This window comes from Bacillus sp. FSL K6-2869 (assembly GCF_040869405.1).
Lineage (GTDB): Bacteria > Bacillota > Bacilli > Bacillales > Bacillaceae > Bacillus > Bacillus altitudinis.
Genome location: NZ_CP152035.1, coordinates 1,117,686 through 1,136,303 on the forward strand (window position 1 = coordinate 1,117,686; position 18,618 = coordinate 1,136,303).

19 protein-coding genes and 1 other annotated feature are annotated in these 18,618 nt (G+C 40.7%); of the genes, 16 read left to right on the top strand and 3 right to left on the bottom strand.

Features of this window, described 5'->3' with window-relative positions; all coding sequences use genetic code 11:
• Nucleotides 1–58 precede the first annotated feature (58 nt).
• Nucleotides 59–238 (top strand): YjzC family protein, encoded by a 180-nt coding sequence (locus MHI58_RS05555; RefSeq protein WP_008348517.1) that lies wholly within the window; start codon nt 59–61, stop codon nt 236–238.
• A 169-nt stretch (nt 239–407) separates the two neighbouring features.
• The gene (locus MHI58_RS05560) at nt 408–1,673 is read left to right on the top strand and encodes an MFS transporter (RefSeq protein WP_007499050.1); all 1,266 of its coding nucleotides are present in this window, start codon (nt 408–410) and stop codon (nt 1,671–1,673) included.
• 119 nt (nt 1,674–1,792) lie between these two features.
• Here the strand turns inward: MHI58_RS05560 and MHI58_RS05565 are convergent, their stop codons facing one another.
• Nucleotides 1,793–1,987: a YjzD family protein gene (locus MHI58_RS05565; RefSeq protein ID WP_024720055.1), complete on the bottom strand. Its 195-nt coding sequence runs from the start codon at nt 1,985–1,987 to the stop codon at nt 1,793–1,795.
• A 212-nt stretch (nt 1,988–2,199) separates the two neighbouring features.
• Between MHI58_RS05565 and MHI58_RS05570 the strand changes: the two genes are divergently transcribed.
• From MHI58_RS05570 to MHI58_RS05585, 4 genes are all read left to right on the top strand, one after another.
• The gene (locus MHI58_RS05570; RefSeq protein ID WP_056407965.1) at nt 2,200–2,940 is read left to right on the top strand and encodes a hypothetical protein; all 741 of its coding nucleotides are present in this window, start codon (nt 2,200–2,202) and stop codon (nt 2,938–2,940) included.
• Nucleotides 2,941–3,015: 75 nt separating this feature from the next.
• Nucleotides 3,016–3,591 (top strand): hypothetical protein, encoded by a 576-nt coding sequence (locus MHI58_RS05575; RefSeq protein WP_039167361.1) that lies wholly within the window; start codon nt 3,016–3,018, stop codon nt 3,589–3,591.
• 90 nt (nt 3,592–3,681) lie between these two features.
• Nucleotides 3,682–4,647, top strand: coding sequence for a BMP family ABC transporter substrate-binding protein (locus MHI58_RS05580; protein WP_017360174.1), 966 nt, complete (start codon nt 3,682–3,684; stop codon nt 4,645–4,647).
• 11 nt (nt 4,648–4,658) lie between these two features.
• Nucleotides 4,659–4,856 (top strand): ComZ family protein, encoded by a 198-nt coding sequence (locus tag MHI58_RS05585; protein WP_008348507.1) that lies wholly within the window; start codon nt 4,659–4,661, stop codon nt 4,854–4,856.
• Nucleotides 4,857–4,866: 10 nt separating this feature from the next.
• On the opposite strand, the gene MHI58_RS05590 is transcribed toward MHI58_RS05585, so the two are convergent.
• Nucleotides 4,867–5,100 carry a hypothetical protein gene (locus MHI58_RS05590; RefSeq protein ID WP_008348506.1) on the bottom strand — a complete coding sequence of 78 codons (234 nt, stop codon included), beginning with the start codon at nt 5,098–5,100 and terminating at the stop codon, nt 4,867–4,869.
• Nucleotides 5,101–5,269: 169 nt separating this feature from the next.
• Here MHI58_RS05590 and MHI58_RS05595 point away from each other — a divergent pair, with 169 nt between their 5' ends.
• The 9 genes from MHI58_RS05595 (at nt 5,270) to MHI58_RS05635 (ending at nt 15,113) form a co-directional block, all read left to right on the top strand.
• On the top strand, nt 5,270–6,208 hold the full coding sequence (locus tag MHI58_RS05595) for a beta-ketoacyl-ACP synthase III (protein WP_024720058.1): 939 nt from the start codon (nt 5,270–5,272) through the stop codon (nt 6,206–6,208).
• A gap of 21 nt (nt 6,209–6,229) precedes the next feature.
• Nucleotides 6,230–7,471 (top strand): beta-ketoacyl-ACP synthase II, encoded by a 1,242-nt coding sequence (gene fabF, locus MHI58_RS05600; RefSeq protein WP_008348501.1) that lies wholly within the window; start codon nt 6,230–6,232, stop codon nt 7,469–7,471.
• 77 nt (nt 7,472–7,548) lie between these two features.
• The gene (locus tag MHI58_RS05605; RefSeq protein WP_056407963.1) at nt 7,549–8,343 is read left to right on the top strand and encodes a DUF2268 domain-containing protein; all 795 of its coding nucleotides are present in this window, start codon (nt 7,549–7,551) and stop codon (nt 8,341–8,343) included.
• 170 nt (nt 8,344–8,513) lie between these two features.
• Complete coding sequence (locus MHI58_RS05610; RefSeq protein ID WP_056407962.1) at nt 8,514–9,494, top strand: ABC transporter ATP-binding protein; 981 nt, start codon at nt 8,514–8,516, stop codon at nt 9,492–9,494.
• Nucleotides 9,495–9,517: 23 nt separating this feature from the next.
• Nucleotides 9,518–10,513, top strand: coding sequence for an ABC transporter ATP-binding protein (locus MHI58_RS05615; RefSeq protein ID WP_024720061.1), 996 nt, complete (start codon nt 9,518–9,520; stop codon nt 10,511–10,513).
• Nucleotides 10,514–10,599: 86 nt separating this feature from the next.
• A complete protein-coding gene (locus MHI58_RS05620) occupies nt 10,600–12,234 on the top strand; it encodes a peptide-binding protein (protein WP_041093116.1) in 1,635 nt (544 codons plus the stop codon).
• Between the two features lie 77 nt (nt 12,235–12,311).
• Nucleotides 12,312–13,262, top strand: coding sequence for an ABC transporter permease (locus tag MHI58_RS05625; RefSeq protein WP_056407959.1), 951 nt, complete (start codon nt 12,312–12,314; stop codon nt 13,260–13,262).
• A gap of 33 nt (nt 13,263–13,295) precedes the next feature.
• A complete protein-coding gene (gene opp4C, locus MHI58_RS05630; protein WP_017360169.1) occupies nt 13,296–14,195 on the top strand; it encodes an oligopeptide ABC transporter permease in 900 nt (299 codons plus the stop codon).
• 165 nt (nt 14,196–14,360) lie between these two features.
• Nucleotides 14,361–15,113, top strand: a complete 753-nt coding sequence (locus MHI58_RS05635) for a YjbA family protein (protein ID WP_025207150.1) — start codon at nt 14,361–14,363, stop codon at nt 15,111–15,113.
• Between the two features lie 35 nt (nt 15,114–15,148).
• Here MHI58_RS05635 and trpS read toward each other — a convergent pair whose 3' ends face one another.
• Complete coding sequence (trpS, locus tag MHI58_RS05640) at nt 15,149–16,144, bottom strand: tryptophan--tRNA ligase (protein WP_368004382.1); 996 nt, start codon at nt 16,142–16,144, stop codon at nt 15,149–15,151.
• Nucleotides 16,145–16,197: 53 nt separating this feature from the next.
• Nucleotides 16,198–16,416: a binding site (T-box leader), on the bottom strand.
• Nucleotides 16,417–16,898: 482 nt separating this feature from the next.
• Here trpS and MHI58_RS05645 point away from each other — a divergent pair.
• On the top strand, nt 16,899–18,536 hold the full coding sequence (locus MHI58_RS05645; protein WP_007499024.1) for a peptide ABC transporter substrate-binding protein: 1,638 nt from the start codon (nt 16,899–16,901) through the stop codon (nt 18,534–18,536).
• Nucleotides 18,537–18,618: the final 82 nt, after the last annotated feature.

The following is an 18,618-nucleotide window of genomic DNA, read 5'->3' on the forward strand; positions in this document are numbered from 1 at the left end:
TGGATTGGAGAGGCAATGGACGGGACATAATAACATCAATCGAGAAAGGAGGATGGAAATGGGTCAACAGCATCAGTTTAAATCTGGTAATAAGGCACCTAATAATGGTGTTTATATCGAAATCGGTGAGACCGGTAGTATGGTGAAAGATCCTTTAAAGATAAAGCTTAAAGCAGGAGACGTCTTTCCGGATAACTCGAACCATAACCGCGTTTGGACGTACCAAAGAAAGCCGTAAGCAATTGACTAAGAGTCCATATGAATAAGTCTTTAGAGGCATGTGTCATGCCTCTTTTTTCTTTATAATAAAAAACAATTAAGTTCCAATTTTCAAATAAATAGTATGAAAAAAAGAAATATTAAGGTAAAATATGTAAAAATAGTATAAGGTTGAAAGGATTTGTGTGATGGAAAAGATGAATCTCAGTGAAAGTGTTTGGAATAAACGCTTCACCTCATTGTTCATATCAAGACTCATAAAAAATACAGGAGAAAGTTTTGCTTTTACATCCGTTCTTTGGTTATTAATTTTAAGAGGGGATGGAGCGCTCGGTACCGGACTTCTTCTAGCAGTGACAGTTCTTCCTTCATCATTGTTGGCCCCAATACTAGGACCTCTTATGAAAAGACATCATTTATCTAAATGGATGTTTGCTTCAGATGTCATTCGAGCAACCATTGTACTCATTATTCCACTACTGCATTTTTCGCACATATTGCCTCTATGGTTATTGATCTCATTAATGGTTATTCAATCGGCAACAGGTGCAGCATATAACCCAGCTTCTGTGGCCATCCTGCCGCAGATTGTTCCAAAGCATCTCATTCAAAAAGCAAATGCGATCCTGCAATCATCTTTTGAAATTGTCGCACTTGCTGCGGTGATGGTCGCTGGTCTTTTGGTCAAATTAATTGGCCCTGCAGATACGCTCCTGATCACCACTGCTTTATTTATCATATCGGGCTTGTTCATTATTGGCGTTAAACTCCAAAAGTCAGATGCAGAAAAAGCAGCAGACATTAAGCAAGCAAAGAATACATATCTGTATAACTTAAAAAGAGGCTTTCTAGTCGTTAAAAATCATCATATTTTATTTGCACTAACCCTTTATTGTATTTTAATGAATGTCGCCGCAGCTCCGTGGCAGGCATTATCCGCTGTATATGTAGCAGAAGCACTGCAAAGTGATTCAATGGTGTATTCCATTTTAAGAGGTGTCGCTGCAGTCGGTGCGTTTATGATGGGCTTTGCACTGGCGAAGGTGAAAATCAAAAGATTCGGCTTGTTCTTTATTGTCGCAGGCATGATTGAAGGTGCTGCATTCTTTATCACTGGAATGAGTACATGGCTTCCAGTCGTTCTTCTAGCTTCCTTTATTTTTGGTGCAGCCGTCAGTGCGATCAATGTCCCAGAGATGGTCATTATTCAAACGTCTGTTGACCAAGAAGATCAGCCGCAAGTATATGCCGTGATCAATGCGTCATCAAATGTCTTTCTCCCGCTTGCAGCCGTCATATCGGGCGTCCTGGCAGAACGCTTTGGAGCAGGACCTGTCATTGCGGGGGGTGGTGTGCTTGAAATTTTATCGGGCATCGCGATCTTCCTGTTCACAGGGCTTGCGAAAAGCCATTTGTCAGCAGACAAACAGAAGTCCGAAACGGTTGAGGTGTAACTCAAAAACCCCCTGTAATTGACGGCAGGGGGTTTTAGCGTGCGCTCTCAACTTCTAGTCATCATTCTGAAAAAAAGAAAAAGAGCTAATCTCAAATCATTAGCTCTTTTCCAGCAATATTAAGAATGTTCTGTTGAACTTTCTGTTTCTTTCATTGGACTTACTTCAGCAAAGATGAATAAAATAACCGTAAACACTATGGCAAGAATGGAAGTTAACGTAAAATCATAAGCAGCTCCATTCATAGATGAAACGATGTAACCAGCCATATGTGTCAGCAGAAAAGTCCAAATGAGGGTGATAATGTAATGCATTATTCCACCGTCCTTTATGTAACAATCTATTGACTATCATACCATAGATACGAGTTCAGAGAAAAGACTGTTTTCCGCCTTTATGTGACCATTTTGAGACCTTCTACTATAAAAATAAAAAGAATTCTTCTGTCTTTAGGGGATTTCCTTATTCCTACAAGAGTTGTTGTTCATATCATAGAAAGCAGAATCACTGAAAGGAGGCTGGCCATATGGGTGTAAGCGAACGTTTTTTCCAGCTTGGTTCCCAGTGGAACGTCATTCACCTTCCTCAAAAACCAAATGGCTTTGGCATTCTAATCCTCGGTGACCAAAATCACTTTGTGCAGGAAAATACATCATTCTGGCTTCAGCATTACGGAAGAAACCAGCTATTAACTGCTTTAAAGGATGAAGGATATACATTGTTTAATAGTCATCTTCATGGGAATCACTGGGGATGTGAAGATGCTGTTTTTAGTGCGAAACAGCTTGTTCATCACACATTAAAACAAGAAATATTAAACCGGGAAATTCATGTGCTGGCAGAGGGAATGGGCGCACTTGTCGCCATGAGTCTTGCCGAAGAAATGCCAGAAGTGCTAAGGTCTATAGCCATGATGAATCCATGTTTACACCTGCAAGCACAAAGAGAAAGAGAAAAGGAACACAAATTCTTCTACAAACAGTTCATGAAAGAACTCGCACAGAGCTATGGGTGCTCTGCAAAGGAAGCAGAAACGTATCCACTTCCTTCTTGCCCCGTTCATTCAGCTCATGTACCGATTCATATATGGCAGAGACTAAACGGCGCACCGTATGCCTATGAACTACATGCAAAGCCTTTTATTGATCAACATATGATGAATCCAGACCATTGTCAGATGGACCTTACCTTGCATATGTTTGATCATCCAAGAAGAATCTTTCAGTCCATTCACAAGTTTTATAAATCGCATGAAAGAGAATTGTAATGAATAGGATGATAACAGCCCTTCATGGAAAGGGCTCTTCTTTTTATTCGATATGCTAAAAAAGGGGACATGAACATGGAAACAGGACTGATCATAGGTGCAGATGAATTTTTTGGACTGACACTTTGTGAATATATGATGAAAGAGGGCATACAAGTGGATATCACATATCCTAAGGAGCAGTCAGAGGAGCAAAAAATGTTATTAGAAGAGCGGATGATGTGGCTCGGCCGCAATGATCTTGTCCGCGTTATTGATGGTCAAGATAGGAAAGAGGCATATGACCTGATCTTTTTTCAATCAGATGATTCAATGAACAGAGAGACAGACCTCGAAGCGAAGCATGGCATATACCGCTTGTTTTACGAAGAACCCGAAAGCCATTCGCATGAACAAAGCGTTTCGGCTGTTATCCTTCCACGCATGTTTGGTCCGTGGACACTCCATGAAGAGAGACGAATAAAGGACGATCACGCATTTTTTGTAGAAGATGTCGCAAAGGAGCTTTTAAAGTGGGCACGGACTGATCAAAGGCAGGAAATGATCCATCAATTGAAGGTAGAAAGACAAACAGGTGACAAACAAGCAGAAGAAATCATAGCAGAATGGAAAAGACAAAACTCAACATTTTTCGACAAAAAGCAAGAATGATCTTCCATCTTATCTTTTTTCAGTATAAAATAAACCTATATTTAACATACAGGTTCATGCCTGCGTGTTGCAAAGGGAGTTGAACATGGCATGAAGTACCAGCGGCTTGTCATGATCTTTTCGTTCCTTCTTCTTATGCTATCTGCCTGCTCGCAGGCGCCGTTAAAAGGACATATTGAGAAGGTGGGTTTACTCGTCCCCGATACGATTAATGATCAAGTTTGGGGAACGAAAGGTTATAAAGGCTTATTAAATATCCAATCAACATTTGGTGTAGATGTTTATTATAAGGAAGGGATGGTCGACAAGGAGAAAATCGTTGATGCCATTGAAGAATTTCATAAAAAAGGAGTCAATTTAATTATTGGCCATGGCAATGAATACAGCGAAATTTTCAACTTGATCAGTGAAGATTATCCGAAAACACAATTTATCACGGTCAATGGAGGCAAGCCTCAAGCTGATAATGTCACAAACGTCACGTTTAAAGGAGAAGCAATGGGCTTTTTCGGAGGCATGACAGCAGCACATATGTCCAAAACAAAAAAGATTGGTATTCTGGCTACATATGATTGGCAAAGTGAAGTAGACGGTTTTATCAAAGGTGCAAAATATCAGGACGAACATGTGCAAGTCCTAGCGGAATTTGTCGAAAACTGGGATGATGCTGACAAAGCGGTGAACCTCTATCAAAAATTGAAAAAACAAGGTGTAGATGTTGTGTATCCAGCAGGTGATGGTTATAATATCCCTGTCATTGAACAAATCAAAACCGACAATTTATCTGCGATCGGATATGTCACTGATCAATCCAACCTTGGAAGCCATACGGTGTTAACTAGCACTGTACAGCATGTCGATAAAGCGTACAGTATCATTGCGAAGAAGTTTAATGAAGGCAAGCTAAACGAACAAGGTGAGTACTCCTTTGACTTTAAAGAAGGAGTGATCGAAATGGGGAAATTTAGCTCAACCATAGACCGCGCTTTTGTGAAAGACATTGAGAAGGATATTGCGAATTACAAAAAAACAGGCAAATTGCCAAATGAAAAGTGAGGACGTTGAACATGCAGCACGAAAAATCGATGGAGTTTTTACAAATTGCGATGAAGTATTTTCCACAAGCAAAAGAAGAATTAGATAAAGCAGGGATTCAGCTTGATCCACAAGCACTTCAGCCGCTTCTCTCTTTGTTTACATCTGTCATGCAAGAGGCATATGAGCTTGGAAAAGCAGATGCAGCATCAGAAAAAGCCACAGAATAGTGGCTTTTTTTTATGATAATTTTTTCTTGAAGGCACTAATCATAGGACCGACATCTTTAAACACAGGCTTCAGCTCATCGATGGAGTTCATAATGTTTCCAATTTGATTCATGACATGCATGTAGTCAATGGAGTCATCACTTGAAGAAGTCTCTGCACGCTCCTCCTTTTTTTCTGTCTTGCTTTTCTCCTTTTCAAGCGGCTGACCAAACATCATTGCTGAGAAAATATCCTTTTGCGCCATATCACATGTTCCTTTCTACTATTGGTATATCATTAATCTATGAAAAAAGTGAGAGGAAAGGTTAGACGTTTGTATTGCCAAGGAGAAAAAAATAAGGTAAAATTAGTACCAGATACTAATATAAGATCACAATATCACATGCTCGTATGAGTAAAAGGAGTCTTATTCAATGAATGCTGGAATTATTGGCCTTGGCCGCTATATACCTGAAAAAGTATTAACAAATCGTGATTTAGAAAAAATGGTTGAAACTTCTGACGAGTGGATTCGTACTAGAACAGGTATAGAAGAAAGAAGAATTGCATCTGATGATGTCAATACATCTCATATGGCGCTTGCTGCTGCAAAAAAAGCATTAGCTGACGCAGATGTGGCTGCAGAAGATATTGATATGATTCTTGTAGCGACAGTTACGCCAGATCAAGCATTTCCGACAGTCGCTTGTATGATTCAAGAGCAGCTCGGTGCACATAAAGCATGTGCAATGGATATTAGCGCTGCCTGCGCTGGCTTTATGTATGGGCTTGTTACTGGAAAACAATTTATCGAATCTGGCACTTACAAACATGTGCTTGTCGTTGGTGTAGAAAAGCTTTCTCGCATTACCGATTGGGATGACCGCAACACAGCTGTTTTGTTTGGAGATGGAGCAGGTGCTGCTGTACTAGGAACAGTTAGCGAAGGCAAGGGAATTCTATCATTTGAGCTTGGAGCCGATGGAAGAGGCGGGAAGCACTTGTACTTAGATGAAAAAGATCATACAATCATGAATGGAAGAGAAGTATTTAAATTTGCTGTGAGACAAATGGGCGAGTCAAGCGTAAACGTGATAGAAAAAGCTGGACTATCAAAAGAAGACGTAGACTTCTTGATTCCGCATCAAGCAAACATTCGCATTATGGAAGCGGCACGCGAACGCTTAGAGCTGCCAGTTGAAAAAATGTCGAAAACAGTCCATAAATATGGAAACACATCAGCAGCATCCATTCCAATTTCACTATGTGAAGAAATCGAAGCCGGAAAAATTCATGACGGCGATGTGATTGTAATGGTTGGTTTTGGTGGAGGATTAACGTGGGGCGCAATCGCTATGCGATGGGGCCGATAAAAGAGTGGGGTGCACAAATTAATGGATAAGAAACGAGTAGTTGTTACAGGATTAGGTGCTTTGACACCTCTTGGCAACGATGTAGAGACAACATGGAAAAATGCTGTAGCAGGTGTATCAGGTGTTGGCCCGATCACACGTGTTGATTCAAGTGAATATACAGCAAAAGTAGCAGCAGAACTAAAAGATTTTAACATCGAAGATTACATGGAGAAAAAAGAAGCGAGAAAGATGGCACGCTTTACACAATATGCAGTCGTTGCTGCTCAAAAGGCTTTAGAAGATTCACGCCTCGAAATTACAGATGAAAACGCACCTCGTGTTGGGGTATGGGTTGGATCTGGTATTGGCGGACTTGAAACATTCGAAGAGCAATTCGAAGTGTATTCAAATAAAGGAGCAAGACGCGTAAGCCCGTTCTTCGTTCCAATGATGATTCCAGATATGGCGACAGGTCAAATTTCGATTGCACTTGGCGCAAAAGGGGTTAACTCTTGTACAGTGACAGCATGTGCGACAGGAACAAACTCCATTGGTGATGCCTTTAAAGTCATTCAGCGCGGAGATGCAGATGCGATGATTACAGGTGGAACAGAAGCACCATTAACGAAAATGTCGTTTGCTGGTTTCTGTGCAAACAAAGCCCTTTCGACAAATCCTGATCCAGATACAGCAAGTCGTCCATTTGATAAAAACCGTGACGGATTTGTGATGGGTGAGGGAGCGGGAATTGTTGTTCTTGAAGAATTAGAGCATGCGTTAAAACGTGGTGCGACCATTTATGCAGAAATCGTTGGCTACGGTTCAACTGGAGATGCATACCATATCACAGCACCTGCTCCAAACGGAGAAGGCGGCGTACGTGCAATGAAAGAAGCAATTCGTGATGCAGGTTTAACAGTGGAAGAAATTGATTATATCAATGCCCACGGAACAAGCACACCGTATAATGATAAGTTTGAAACAATGGCGATTAAAGAAGTGTTCGGAGAGCATGCGAATCAGCTTGCGATCAGTTCGACAAAATCAATGACAGGTCATTTACTTGGCGCAGCAGGCGGAGTAGAAGCGATTTTCTCTGTTCTGGCGATTAAAGACAGTGTCATTCCGCCAACGATTAACCTTGAAACACCAGATGAAGAATGTGATCTTGATTATGTAGCAAATGAAGCACGTTCAAAAGAAGTACAAGTTGCTTTGAGCAACTCACTTGGTTTTGGCGGGCACAATGCGACAATTATCTTCAAAAAATACGAAGCGTAATATGTCTTAAGAAGGCGGCGATCTATAAACAGATCGCCGCCTTTTTGCATATGATGAAAATGGAGGTGTTCAGCGGTATGGGTCTGATCAATACACAATATCTCATCCAACAATCATCATCATTTCAGGAGCTGGCGGCACGTTTTGTCCCTTATTTTAAAGGAGCAGAGAAAAAAGAAGGATCATCTATTCTCGCCCATTTACAACATCACGGAATGGTGCGATCATGGAACGCCTGCCAGGAAATGATCGACAAGCTCAAAGAAAAAGGGTATTTCAAGCTTGTGATGAAAGAATACAAAGCGCTGCAAAAAAAGTGGGGAGGTCCTGATGTCCCCGTCTTTATTTTGCCTGTTAATGAGAGCAGCAAAGAGATCAGAGAACAATTTTACTTTCAATCCGGTATGGCATTTGATGACAAAATCTTTCTTTTTTTATCCCCGCATACACCGAAGGAACGAATCGGTACGTTGCTGACGCATGAATATCATCATGTATGCAGGTTGCATTTTCTCACGAAAGAAGAAAAAGATTTTACATTCCTTGATACAATCATGATGGAGGGGCTCGCTGAATATGCTGTGTATCATAGATATGGAGAAAGCTATACAGCAAAGTGGACGACTTTATATGACGAATCGCAGCTGCAGCGCATGTACAAGAAATGGGTATCCAGTCACCTTTATCAAAAAGTGCAGGACGACGAAAGGCTGATACAGAATCTCCTTTATGGAAAGGGGAACTACCCCAAAATGCTTGGCTATGCCACTGGATTTTATATCGTGAAAAAGTATTTCGATGAGCACCGAATCAGCGAGGAGTCTATGATTGCGGAGCCAGCGGAAACGTTTTTAAAGGCGATAGAATCATAAAGACAAACATTCACAAAAAAAGTGACATATTACAATTTTACTAAATACTTCTTGATTTCGTCATGCTGATGTAATAATATACAAATATAAATTTTGATAATTCTTTTTATTCTAAAAAGACAGAATTTTTTGATCCGGTTCATTTAATCTATGGAGAAAGGGGCGAATGCATGAGCACACTGCTTGAAGTGCAAAACTTAAAAACCTATTTTTTTCGAAAAAAGGAACCAATACCTGCTGTTGATGGCGTTGATTTTAGTATCAAAAAAGGGGAAACAGTCGCATTAGTCGGTGAGTCTGGGTCTGGTAAAAGTATTACGTCTTTATCCATCATGGGTCTGATTAATGGGACTGGTGGGAAGATTATGGATGGTTCCATTAAGCTTGATGGAAAAGACCTTGTTACATATAGTGAAAAGGAATTGTGCAATATTCGCGGTAATGATGTATCCATGATCTTTCAGGAACCCATGACCTCACTTAATCCCGTCTTAACCATCGGGGAACAAATAACAGAAATCCTCATTTACCACAAAAAACTTTCAAAAAAAGAAGCGACCAAAAAAGCGATTGATTTGCTAAAGCTTGTAGGCTTTTCCAGGCCAGAACAAATCATCAAAGATTACCCGCACCGTTTATCCGGCGGTATGCGTCAACGAGTCATGATCGCCATTGCGCTAAGCTGTGATCCGAAGCTCCTCATTGCGGATGAGCCGACTACTGCTCTCGATGTGACCATACAAGCCCAGGTGCTGACCTTAATGAAAGATTTATGTTCGACCTTTGGTACATCTATACTTCTCATTACGCATGATTTAGGTGTTGTGTCGGAAGTAGCAGACCGCGTCATTGTCATGTACTGCGGACAGGTTGTTGAAAATGGAACCGTTGAAGAGTTGTTTGATGAGCCGCTTCACCCATACACAGAAGGACTGCTTGAATCCATTCCAGTCATTGACGGAGACATTCAGCCATTAACGGCGATAAAAGGAAATGTCCCTGCGCCAGATCAGCTTCCGGCAGGATGCCGTTTTGCGCCTAGATGCCCGAAAGTAATGGAACGCTGCATAGGTGAATTGCCCAAACTGACAACCTTTGAAAATGGTAGAAGCGCCAGGTGTTTCTTATATGAGGAGGCAAGCCAAACATGACACTTGCTGAAAATCAACCATACATGACAGATCGATCTGAGAAAGAAACCATCCTGGAATTAAAAAATATACGAAAACACTTTCCGATTAAAGCTGGGGTGCTGCAAAAGAAAGTAGGAGCAGTCAAAGCGGTTGACGGCATCGACTTAAACATTTATAAAGGCGAAACGTTAGGCATCGTTGGAGAGTCTGGATGCGGTAAATCCACATTAGGACGGACGATGATTCGTTTATATGAACCAACAGAAGGACAAATTCTATTTAAAGGGCAAGATATCTCTCATGTATCTGAATCAAAACTAAGACAATCAACAAGGAAAAACATCCAAATGGTTTTTCAAGATCCCTTTGCATCACTCAACCCTAGAAAAACACTTCGAAGTATCATCAAAGAACCCTACAAAACACATCACTTATATTCCTTAAAAGAAAGAAATGAAAAAGTAGAACAGCTTTTATCCAAAGTCGGCCTTCACCCAAGTTTTGCGAATCGATACCCGCACGAATTTTCCGGTGGACAAAGGCAGCGGATCGGTATCGCTCGTGCACTTGCCATGAATCCTGAAATGATCATAGCAGATGAGCCTGTTTCAGCGCTTGACGTCTCCATTCAGGCGCAGGTCATCAATTTGATGGAAGAGCTTCAAGAAGAGTTTGACCTCACCTATCTCTTTATCTCTCACGATCTCAGTGTGGTCCGCCACATTAGTGATCGAGTGGGCGTCATGTATCTTGGCAAAATGATGGAACTTGCGGATAAGCATAGCCTGTACGATGATCCGCTTCATCCGTATACACAGGCGCTTTTATCTTCCGTTCCAGTCACCCGTAAAAAAGGTCAGATGAAAAGGGAACGGATTATGCTGCAAGGGGATTTACCAAGCCCTGCAAATCCACCAAAAGGCTGTGTGTTTCATACAAGATGCCCGCACGCGAAAGAAGTCTGTAAAGAAAAAGTACCACAATTTCAAGAATTAAAAACGAACCACTTTGTGGCCTGCCACCTCTACGACGCTTGATCACGCTTGTATGATCTCATCTTTGAGAGGGAGGATAAAACGGGCTTCTGTCATCATTTTTTAAAAAAAGATAGGGGGAATTGTCTATGAAAGATAAAAAGAGAAAGTCCATTTTGGTCAGTTTGCTGCTGATCTTTACATTGATCCTTGCTGCTTGTTCTGGTGGAAATAAAACGTCTGGAGACAGTGAAAAGAAATCCACAGGTAAACCTGTACAAGGCGGCGATCTTGTCATTGGTTCGATTGCAGAGCCTACATTATTTAACTCACTTTACTCAACAGACGTGGCAAGTTCTGATATTGAAGAAAGAATCTATAGCTTTTTACTGCAAACAGATGGAAAGTTAAACCCACAGCTGGCGTTGGCAGAAGATATTAAAGAATCCGATGACGGCAAACAGTTTGATGTGACCATTAGAAAAGGCGTGAAGTTTCATGATGGAGAAGAACTGACTGCTGATGATGTTGTGTTTACATACAGCATTCCGATTAATAAGGATTACAATGGTGAGCGTGGATCAGGCTTTGAAGTATTAGAGTCTGTCAAAAAAACAGGGGACTATTCGGTCGAATTTAAGCTGAATAAAAAAGATCCATATTTTTATAATGTCACGCTAGGAAGCTATGGGATTTTACCAAAGCATATTTTAGGTGATGTCCCTATAAAGGATCTTGGCGAAAATGAATTTAACCGAAAAAATCCAATCGGCTCCGGTCCATTTAAATTTGCCGAGTGGAAAGAAGGAGACTATGTCAAACTCGAAGCATTTGATGACTATTGGGATGGACGGCCATACCTTGATACAGTCACCATTAAAACGATTCCTGATCAAAATGCAGCCATGGCTCAGCTATCCGCAGGTGATATTGATTTCTTTGCAGTGCCTGGAGCAGAACTGCAAACAGCTGAAAAAGTTAGTAACATCAAAATCGAATCTGATCTAGGGCTAAATTATTCATATATTGGCTGGAATCAGAAAAACGAACTGTTCAAAAGTAAAAAAGTCCGTCAAGCTCTTACCCATGCCATTGATCGTCAAACGATTGTCGATCAAGTGTTAAATGGAGACGGGAAAGTAGCCAACATCCCAGAAAGCCCGCTGTCATGGAACTACCCTAAAAATGAAAATGTCCCAGTATTTGAATTTGATCAAGAAAAAGCGAAAAAGATGCTGAAAGAAGAAGGCTGGGAGGATACAGATGGAGATGGTTATCTTGATAAGGACGGTAAGAAGTTCTCCTTCGTCTTGAAGACGAACCAAGGAAACAAAGTCCGTGAAGATATTGCTGTCGTTGTCCAGCAGCAGCTCAAAGAAATTGGCATTGAAGCAAAACCGCAAATTGTGGAGTTCAGTGCATTAATCGAACAAACAACTCCGCCAAAATGGGATTATGATGCGTTATTACTCGGCTGGAGCTTAGCGACATTCCCTGACCAATACAGCATTTTCCATTCAAGTCAGTCTGAAAAAGGCTTAAATAACATTTGGTATAAAAATGAAGAAGTCGATAAACTGCTAGTTGATGCCAAAAACTTGAGTGATCGAAAAGAGTATTCAAAGGCGTATGAAAAAATTTATGAGCTGATTGCAGAAGACCAGCCGTATACGTTCCTTTATTATGCCAACTCACATCGCGCGATGCCATCTAATCTACAAGGCTACTCTTACCACCCGAAAGATGAATATTACAAAATCGAAAAATGGTGGATTGAACAGTAGTCTGCTAGTGAAGAAGGGGAGGGGTCTCCCCTTTTTTCATCATAGTATGGCCATCCGATGAAAAAGGAGTTGTGCACATGGTTACATATATCATTAGAAGGACACTTCTTTCTATCCCGATTTTGTTTGGTATTACGATTTTGTCCTTTGCGATTATGAAAGCAGCACCAGGCGATCCGATGTCACTCATGATGGACCCGACCATTAGTGCCGCAGACCGGGAAGCCTTTATTGATAAGTACGGCTTGAACGATCCTGAATATGTGCAATATATGAAATGGCTCGGTAATATACTTCAAGGTGACTTTGGCACATCCATTGTAAAAAAAGGAACGCCCGTGTCGGATTTGATTTTTGCCCGGCTGCCAAATACCCTCATCCTCATGATCTTTTCTACATTAGTTGCCCTGATCATTGCCATCCCATTTGGTGTTCTTTCAGCAAAACGTCCGTATACAAAACTTGACTATGGTATTACGGTTACATCATTTATCGGACTGGCTATTCCGAATTTCTGGTTTGGTTTGATCCTGATTATGGTGTTATCAGTGAATTTAGGATGGTTTCCGACCGGGGGTGTCTCTACCTTAAATGCAGATTTTAATCTATTTGACCGGCTTCATCATATTATTTTACCGGCCTTTGTTTTAGCAACGGCTGATATGGCCGGCCTTACACGTTATACAAGGTCAAGTATGCTCGATGTGATGCGGCAGGATTACATTCGCACGGCGCGAGCGAAAGGTTTTAGAGAGAACAAAGTCATCTTCAAACATGGATTGAGAAACGGTCTGATGCCTGTTATTACGATCTTTGGACTCATGATTCCATCCTTTATTGGCGGCGCAGTCGTGGTGGAACAAATCTTCACATGGCCAGGGCTTGGGAAACTGTTTATCGATTCTGCTTTTTCAAGAGATTATCCCGTCATTATGGCGATGACTGTTATCTCTGCTGTGCTCGTGGTCGTTGGAAACTTAATAGCGGATATTCTCTATGCGATCGTTGATCCGCGTATTGAATATTAGAAGGGAGCTGAAGCACAATTGGCACAACCTAATATGGGAACACCTCCAGTTGATCTCAAATTAAAAGAAGGCCTTCCGCCAAAACCAGAGACGATGCTTCGTTTATTTTGCGAGAAATTTTTCAAAAATAAATTGGCGGTTGCCGGCTCCGCTATATTATTGATCATTATCTTTTCCGCTATTTTCGCCCCGGTGATCGCACCTTACGCACCGGAACAGCAAGACTTATTGAAACGGCTACAGCCTCCAAGTGCAGAGCATTTTATGGGAACCGACAAGTTTGGTCGAGATATTTTTTCAAGGGTGCTATACGGAGCGAGGGTGTCTTTATTAGTTGGCTTTGTCTCAGTAGTCGGAGCCATCACCATTGGTACCGTCATTGGGGCGGTAGCGGGATACTTTAAAGGCTTTGTTGATTCTGTGCTCATGAGAATGGTGGATGTCGTATTGTCTATTCCAGATATTTTTCTCTTGATCACGCTAGTGACAATTTTTAAACCGGGTATTGATAAATTGATTTTAATCTTTGCGCTGACTGGCTGGACAACAACCGCCAGGCTGATCCGCAGTGAATTCTTGTCACTTCGCACAAGAGAATTCGTACTCGCAGCAAGAACGATCGGAACGAAAAACCATGTCATCATCTTTTCGCATATTTTACCGAACTGTATCGGTCCTATTATTGTGTCTGCTACATTAAAAGTCGGTTCTGTTATTTTAGCTGAGTCGACACTTAGCTATCTAGGGTTCGGCATCCAGCCTCCAACGGCGAGCTGGGGAAACATGCTTCAAGATGCACAAAATTTCTCCATTATGGTGCAAGCATGGTGGTATCCACTGTTCCCAGGTTTACTGATTCTACTTACCGTTTTATGCTTTAACTTCTTAGGTGATGGACTGAGAGATGCCCTTGATCCTAAAAAGCTAAAATAAGGTTCTGTTTATAGAAGATCGTGAAAGGACTATGCGAGACGTTCTCCTTTTCCCAGGAAATAAAGCCGTCCTTCCGTCAGGACGAAGTTTTAATAAAGTTAGAATAATTTCTCTATCCCTTGCCCATACTGTGGACAACAGTTTTTAAAAAGTGAGGGATTGGTTATGTTATTTCTTCATGACGTATGGGTGAATTGGTTTGAAGGGGAAGAGAATGGCTATAATGTGTGTCATTTTCATGAGTGGCGCAAGGAGGACAGCGTGGAGCTGTTAGATCAAGTACCTTTACTCAAGGTGCAGAGTCCTTTGTTTGATTACATAGAGAATGATCTATCAGAGCTACCAAAGACGCTGCTAGAGACTGTATTTGAGAAATCATATATTCGAAAAAATCATGAACGCCGTAAATTAGAGTATTGCTTTGTGGTCACGGACGGAATTAGAATCATCGCTGTGGATACGATTGGTTATTCCATTCCTGTGAGAAAGAGCCGATTGATTCCAAGACAGGAGCAATTGGTGTATGAAATGGTGAAAGATGTGAAGGCAGAGGAGTATGAATTCACACCGGACAGCCTTGAATCGACGAAAGAATATCACATCCTATCATTACCACCGCAGCATATCAGCGGATTAACGAGAAAAGAAAGACAGCTGAAGCAGCTGATGTTTATGGCGCTAGATCAACTAAAGGGGCTTCAAAACCGAGCAGAAATTGCCTATTGGTATACAGAATGGAATCCGCGCATGTACAACCAGATCAAACGAATGTCTTTCGAGGAAATTTGGAACATGCTTTATAACGAAACCATTGATGGATGGTCAGAAAACCATTTAGCCTTTTGTGAAAAAATGATTAAAGGACAGCCATTTTTTGAAAAACTTTGGGAAATGGAAAACGAATCAAAAGTAAATTAGAAAAAGCTTGCAGCTGAATATGCTGCAAGCTTGTTTTATTTGCGTTTCCGGCCAAGACCCATTGCATTCTCCATTTTTTTCAGCATTTTGTTTGCCGCACGGTTTGCCTTTTCAGCACCCTCATCTAAAATGCGATCAAGCTCATCTGACTCAATGAGTTCATAATAGCGATCTTGAATCGGTTTTAAAGCATCCACGACCACGTTCGCAAGATCTCCCTTAAATTCACCATAACCTTTGCCTTCGTATTTTTGTTCAAGCTCTGCAATCGATACGTTCCCTAATACAGAATAAATCGTCAGCAAGTTGGCAATTCCAGGTTTGTTTTCTTTGTCATATTTGACGATGCCTTCTGAATCAGTCACAGCACTTTTGATTTTCTTTTCAAGCTGTTTTGGCTCATCTAATAAGGTAATGAAAGATTTTTGGTTCGGATCAGATTTGCTCATCTTTTTCGTTGGGTCTGTTAAAGACATAATCCGAGCGCCTTCTTTTGGAATTTTGACTTCAGGTACTGTAAAGATGTCGTTATACTTTCGGTTAAAACGTTCAGCAAGCGTTCTCGTTAATTCAAGATGCTGCTTTTGATCTTCTCCTACAGGAACCAAGTCCGTACCGTATAACAAAATATCGCCAGCCATTAATGGCGGATACGTTAATAGTCCTGAAACGACTGCTTCCTTACCAGCAGATTTGTCCTTAAATTGAGTCATTCTTTCTAATTCCCCAATATAAGCGACACATTGCAGCATCCATCCTGCCTGGGCGTGGGCAGGTACCTCTGATTGGATAAACAATGTTGCCTTCTCTGGATCAAGTCCCACTGCCAAATAAAGAGCGGCTAAGCTTCTAATATTTTGTCGAAGGGTTAAACGATCCTGACTGACCGTAATGGCATGCTGATCGACCACACAAAAGTAGCCGTTGTAATCATGCTGAAGATCGACAAATTGCTTCATCGCTCCAATGTAGTTCCCCAATGTCACAGAACCGCTAGGCTGTATGCCTGAGAAAATCGTCTTTTTTGTCATACTAAAACCTCTTTTCTTCAATATAAAAAGGCCCACCCATCACTTTTCAACAGAAAAGGGACGAATGAACCGTGGTACCACCCTTGTTATTTCAATACGAAATCACTCAAGACGTTGATATCGGAGACTGCTCCGTCTAAGCCTACTGACTCTGTCAAGTGTTCGGTTAGCTGCTCCAAAGCCCATTCCATACATGCCATTATCTGCTTGCACCGACCGCAGACTCTCTGTAAATGGTGAATATATGTACTCTTCTTTTTCATCGCAACAGTATGTCTATCTATTATAAAGGATGACCATGAAAAAGTCACGAAGCCTATTTGTGACCTTCTCATCATGTCGTTTGACACTTAAAATTTTAGATAAAATAGTAACTATCTGTCAGAATTTTTTAAAAAAGGATGATTAATTATATGTATAAAACATTATTCCTGCTGAATTTGTCAAATTATTTTAATCAATTTACGCTTTAATTTGTTGAAGTGATTGAGACTTTAGTTTATAAAAATCAATCTTTATCCCCATTTACGTTTTTTAAAAATATGTGAAATTGATATTGCAATAAATTATTCTATTCATTATAATGAATTTGTTCACACGTTTGTGCTAGGCTCTTTACATAGTGAAAATTCAGAAAAAACAAAAGAAATAGAAAGTAAGCTATTCAGGGACTTTTTTACGCTATTTCTTAAATCTGAATCTCATCTTCTATCGAGACCTTTGAACTAAAAACATATTATAAGGGGGAATACAGTTGAAAAAGCGTTGGTCTGTTGTTACTTTAATGCTTATTTTCACACTTGTATTAAGCGCTTGTGGTTTCAGCGGAAACAAATCAGGCGACAGCACGAGCAGTTCTGGAGAGGCTAAAACAACATTAAATGTGAATATCTCCACTGAGCCTTTTTCTCTACATCCGGGATTGGCAAATGATTCAACTTCAGGAAGTGTCATCCGTCAGACTTTTGAGGGATTAACAAGAATTAACGCTGAAGGTAAGCCAGAAAACGCAATGGCTTCTGATATCAAAACAAGTGATGATGGTAAAACTTACACATTCACACTTCGTGATGCAAAATGGTCTAATGGTGACCCTGTCACAGCACAAGACTTCGAATATGCTTGGAAATGGGCATTAGATCCTAAAAATGAATCTCAATATGCTTACCAGCTTTATTATATTAAAGGTGCTGAAGCTGCTAACAAAGGGGAAGCAAAAGTTTCTGATGTTGGCATTAAAGCAAAAGACGACAAAACGCTTGTAGTTGAGCTAGAGAACCCAACACCGTTCTTTACTGAACTAACTGCATTCTATACGTATATGCCAGTCAACAAAAAAGTGGCTGAAAAGAATAAAAACTGGTACACAAATGCTGGTGAAAACTACGTATCTAATGGACCATTCGTTCTTTCTAAATGGAAACACGGCGGTTCTATCACACTTGAAAAGAACAATGAATACTGGGATAAAGACACTGTGAAATTGAAAAAGATTAACATGTCTATGATCAAAGATACAAACACTGAACTTAGCATGTTCAAAAAAGGCGAACTTGACTGGGCTGGTTCTCCAACTGGAAGCCTTCCAACTGAGTCTTTAAAAACGTTGAAAAAAGAAGGCGGTCTTGAAATTCAAACGATCGCTGGTATCTATAACTACAAATTCAATACAAAAGTAAAACCTTTAAACAATGCGAACATCCGTAAAGCCCTTGCTTACTCAATCAACCGTCAAGCAATCGTTGACAAAATTACGCAAGGTGAACAAGTTCCAGCGATGGCAATCGTTCCTCCAACAATGGAAGGATTCACGGATAACAAAACTGGTTACTTCAAAGATCATGATGTAGCGACTGCTAAAGAACTTCTTGAAAAAGGTGCGAAAGAATTAGGTTATAAGTCAGTTTCTGATCTTCCAACATTGAAATTGTCTTACAACACAGATGAAGGCCACCAAAAGATTGCACAAGCAATTCAAGAAATGTGGAAAAAAGATTTAGGTGTGAACGTTGAACTTGATAACTCTGAGTGGAACGTATACATCGATAAAATCCACAGTGGAGACTACCAAATCGGACGTATGGGCTGGTTAGGTGACTTCAACGATCCAGTGAACTTCCTTGAGCTTTACAAAGATAAAGACGGTGGAAACAATGACACTGGATGGGAAAGCAAAGAGTACAAACAATTATTGAATGATTCTGCAAAAGAAACAGACAAAACAAAGCGTGAAGAAATGCTGAAAAAAGCAGAAAAAATCATCATCGACGATATGCCTGTAGCGCCTATTTACTTCTACACTCAACTTTGGGTACAAGATCCAAAACTTAAAGGTGTGGTTGTATCTGGACTTGGTGATGTTCAATACAAATGGGCACATTTCGAAAAGTAAGAGTTATAGTGTAAGAGATCTACGGCAAGGATCTTAAGGTATATGGAGGATGTCTCTCCATATACCTTTCTTGCTGATTAGA